The following is a 3,713-nucleotide window of genomic DNA, read 5'->3' on the forward strand; positions in this document are numbered from 1 at the left end:
CTCGATAAGCTGTTCGACCTCTGGGTGCATTCACCAGGCCATCGCCGCAACATGCTCGACCCGCGCTTCACACGCTTCGGCCTTGCCTATGTGCGCGACGGCAGCGACAGCAAGCTCCGTTACTGGAGCCTCGTGCTCGGAAAATAGGAAAACGTGCCGGTTCGGTGCGCCACACCCAAGACGATTTGATGGAAAGCTAGTCCATATGCGCCGCCGGCGCGCCGCCGGCTGGCGCCTGCTTCGGCTTGCGCAGCAGGAAAACAAACGGGATGGCAAGCAGTGTCATCACCATGAGTATTTTGAAGTCGTTGACGTAGGAGATCATCATGGCCTGGAGATTGACCATGCGATCGACCTGCGAGAGCGCCGTTGGGTCGCCGCCTGCGGCCGCCGGCGAGACAGCCCACAGATTGGGGTTGAACGGATTGATGAAGGCCGAAAGCTCGGCATGGTTGATCTGCGTGTTGCGCACCATCAACACCGTCACGACCGACACGCCGATCGACGAGCCAAGATTGCGCACCAGGCTGAACAGAGCCGTGGCATCGGTGCGGAAGCGCACGTCAAGCGTGGCGAAGGCGACGGTCGACAACGGCACGAACACCATCCCCATGCCCAGGCCCTGGATGACGCCGGAGCTGATGATCAGCCAATTGTCCATCTGCGGGGTGAAGCTGGACATGGTGTAGAGCGACTGCGCGGTCAGCAGGAAGCCGATGACGACGAGGATCCTGGCGTCAATCCTGCTCATGAGCCGCCCGACGACGAGCATCGAGATCATGGTGCCGACGCCGCGTGGCCCCATGACGATGCCGATGGTGACGGTCGGATAGCCGAAGATGGTCGACAGCATCGGCGGCAGCAGCGACATGCTCGCCAGGATGAGCACACCCATGACGAAGATGAATGCGAGCCCGGTCACGAAATTGCGGTCGAGGAAGATCTTGGGATCGATGAAGGGGTGCTCGGCCGTCATGGTGTGAATGATGAACACCCAGAAGCCGGTGAGCGAAAGACCAAGTTCGATCCAGATCTCGACCGAGGAAAACCAGTCGACCTCGCCGCCGCGGTCGAGCAGCAGCTGAAGCGCGCCGACGCCGAGCGATATCATGGCGAAGCCGAAGAAATCGAAGCCGCGCACGCGCCGCGCGATAGCCGGCAAATAAGCGGCCATACCGAGAAAGGCGACGATGCCGACCGGCAGATTGATGAAGAACACCCAACGCCAGTTGAAATTCTCGGTCAGCCAGCCACCGAGTGTCGGGCCCAGAATCGGACCCAGCATGATACCGGCGCCCCAGATGGCCATCGCCTGGCCATGGCGTTCCCTGGGATTGATGTCGAGCAGGAAGGTCTGCGACAGAGGCACGATCGCGGCGCCGAACACGCCTTGCATCAGCCGGAAGAACACCATGGTCTCCAGGCTCCAGGCGATGCCGCACAGCATCGAAAACACGGTGAAGCCGACCACCGCCGTCAGGAACAGTTCCTTGCGGCCGAAGCGATCGGCCAGCCAGCCGGTGACCGGCGTCATGATGGCGGCGGCAACGATGTAGGAGGTCAGCACCCAATTGATGTTGTCAGGCGAGGCGCCGAGATCGCCGGTCATGGTCGGCAGCGCGACGTTGGCGATCGTCGTGTCGAGCGCCTGCATGATCGTCGCCAACATGAGCGCGACCGTGATCAGGCCGCGATGCGGCACTTCTTTGAAGGGTTCGGGCGTGCTCATGGCGTGGAACTTCCAGCAGGTAACAAAAACGTGTACAAGGGGTTTCCGGGCGGCAACGCCTTCCGTTGAGAGACCCTCGTCGCGGTGGGACGCGATTGTCGATGTGGGGGTTACATCGACTGAAAGTCTCTGATCAGCGGATGCCTGCCGCCCGGAAACATGAGGACCGACGGGTCCGCGTCGGAGATTTCAGACTTCGGCCAGGCCGCTATGCGGCGTGCCCAAACGCTGATCCTTCCAGCTCCTCCCATCAGACCAATCCTGCTATTCACCTCCGCCGCTGGTCCTGCGGCATTCTGTTGACGTTACTGCGCGGCCTCGCCGGCCGTGGCGTGACCGAAGATCGAAGGCAGGCCACGCGCCACGCCGGTGTCGACGGTAACGGTGGCGCTCATGCCGGTGCGCAACGCCATCTTGGCGTCCGCATCGGTCAGTTCGAGACGAACCGGGATGCGCTGTGTGACCTTGACCCAGTTGCCGGTGGCATTCTGGGCCGGCAGCAGCGAGAACTCGGCTCCCGTGCCGGCGCCGATCGCCTTGACCGTCGCCTCGAAGGTGCGCCCCGGATAGGTGTCGACCACGATCTCGGCCTTCTGGCCGGGCTTCATGTGGGTGAGCTGCGTTTCCTTGAAATTGGCATCGATCCAAGTGTCGCCGGTCTCGACCAGCGAAAACAGCGGCGTGCCGGAACCGACATACTGGCCGACCTTGAACGACGAGGCCTGGCTGACGATGCCGTCAGCCGGCGCCTTGACCGTGGTCTGCGCCAGGTCGTAGGCGGCCTTGTCGCGCGCGGCGAGCGCGGCCATCACGGTCGGATGCTTGTCGGTTTCGATGTCGGGATTGCCGCCAAGGGCTGCCTTGGCGCTGATGATGCCTTGCTCGGCAACGGCGAGCTGCTGCTTGGCCTTGTCGAGATCGTTCTTGGCTTCGTCCAGCGACGATTTGGCGTTGATGCCCTTCTGGGCAAGATCGGCGGCGCGGTCGAACTGCGACTGGGCGAAGGCGACCTGGCTGGCATCGGACTTCTGCTGAGCCATCGACTGGCCATAGGCGGCGCGCAACTGCTCGACATTGAGACGCGCGCCCGCCACCGCCGCGTCGGCCTGCGCCAACGCGATCCGGTAGGGCTCGGGGTCGATGGCAAACAGCTCGTCACCCTGCTTGACCAGCTGGTTATCGAAGATGTCAACCTTGACGATGCGGCCGGCCGTGTCGGAAGCGATCGACACCTTGGCCTGCTGCAGATTGGCGTTCTCGGTCTCCTGATAGCGGCCGCCGGTAACCCAGACATAGCCGCCGCCAACAGCCAATGCCGCAGGCAGCGCGACCATCAGCAGGAAGCGGCCCAGCCGGCGCTTTTTCTTCACCGGCGCCGGAGCCGGCTGCACCGGGGGAGCAACGGTCGCCGGGGCCGCGGCAGGCTGCGCCGGCGCTTCCATTTCCAGTTCGGTCACTTTCTCGTCTATCTTGGCTACCGCGTTCATGCTGCTGCGCCCTCTGTGTTCTTCACTTTTTCAATGGACGGCGTCTCGTCGTCGGTCAGGTTGCGGACCATCGCCTCAAGTCCCTCGACGAGGATGCGACGGGCTTCCGGTTTCACGTTGACAAGCGATTCCTCATAGACTTCCCCGGCAATGCTCTTGATCACGGCGTAGGCATCGCTTGCCTTGGGCGTCAGGAAGATCATGCGGACGCGGCGATCGGCAGCGTCGGAACGACGCTCGATCCAGCCTCCCTCCTCCATGCGGTCGACCAGGCGCGAAACGCTGATCGGCTCGATTTCGAGAAGTTCGGCCAGCCGCGCCTGCGCGACACCGTCTTCCTTGGCAACGCGGACCAGAAGCCGCCATTGCGCCGAAGAAAGCCCCAAGCCACTGGCCCTCGCCTCGAAGCGCTTGCGCATCAGGCGCTGCACGTCGTGGATCAAGAAGCCCAATCTGTCGATGCCATCGGAAACCATGAGCGGGATATATAATAAGCG

4 protein-coding genes are annotated in these 3,713 nt (G+C 62.9%); 1 reads left to right on the top strand and 3 read right to left on the bottom strand.

Translation table 11 applies throughout. The annotated features are described in order from the left end of the window. The coding region (locus tag EN884_RS29185; protein WP_245492004.1) for a CAP domain-containing protein at window positions 1-147 on the top strand (147 nt) is incomplete at its 5' end. A 49-nt stretch (window positions 148-196) separates the two neighbouring features. Here the strand turns inward: EN884_RS29185 and EN884_RS29190 are convergent. The 3 genes from EN884_RS29190 to EN884_RS29200 form a co-directional block, all read right to left on the bottom strand. Beyond that, window positions 197-1,729 carry a DHA2 family efflux MFS transporter permease subunit gene (locus EN884_RS29190; protein WP_013532370.1) on the bottom strand — a complete coding sequence of 511 codons (1,533 nt, stop codon included), beginning with the start codon at window positions 1,727-1,729 and terminating at the stop codon, window positions 197-199. Between the two features lie 305 nt (window positions 1,730-2,034). After that, window positions 2,035-3,216, bottom strand: coding sequence for an HlyD family secretion protein (locus EN884_RS29195; RefSeq protein WP_013532371.1), 1,182 nt, complete (start codon window positions 3,214-3,216; stop codon window positions 2,035-2,037). Continuing rightward, entirely contained in the window at window positions 3,213-3,692 is a 480-nt protein-coding gene (locus tag EN884_RS29200) for a MarR family transcriptional regulator (protein ID WP_063167717.1), read from the bottom strand. The genes EN884_RS29195 and EN884_RS29200 overlap by 4 nt, the downstream gene beginning before the upstream one ends. Window positions 3,693-3,713 lie beyond the last annotated feature (21 nt).

It is taken from the genome of Mesorhizobium sp. M7A.F.Ca.AU.001.01.1.1 (assembly GCF_004022735.1).
Lineage (GTDB): Bacteria > Pseudomonadota > Alphaproteobacteria > Rhizobiales > Rhizobiaceae > Mesorhizobium > Mesorhizobium ciceri.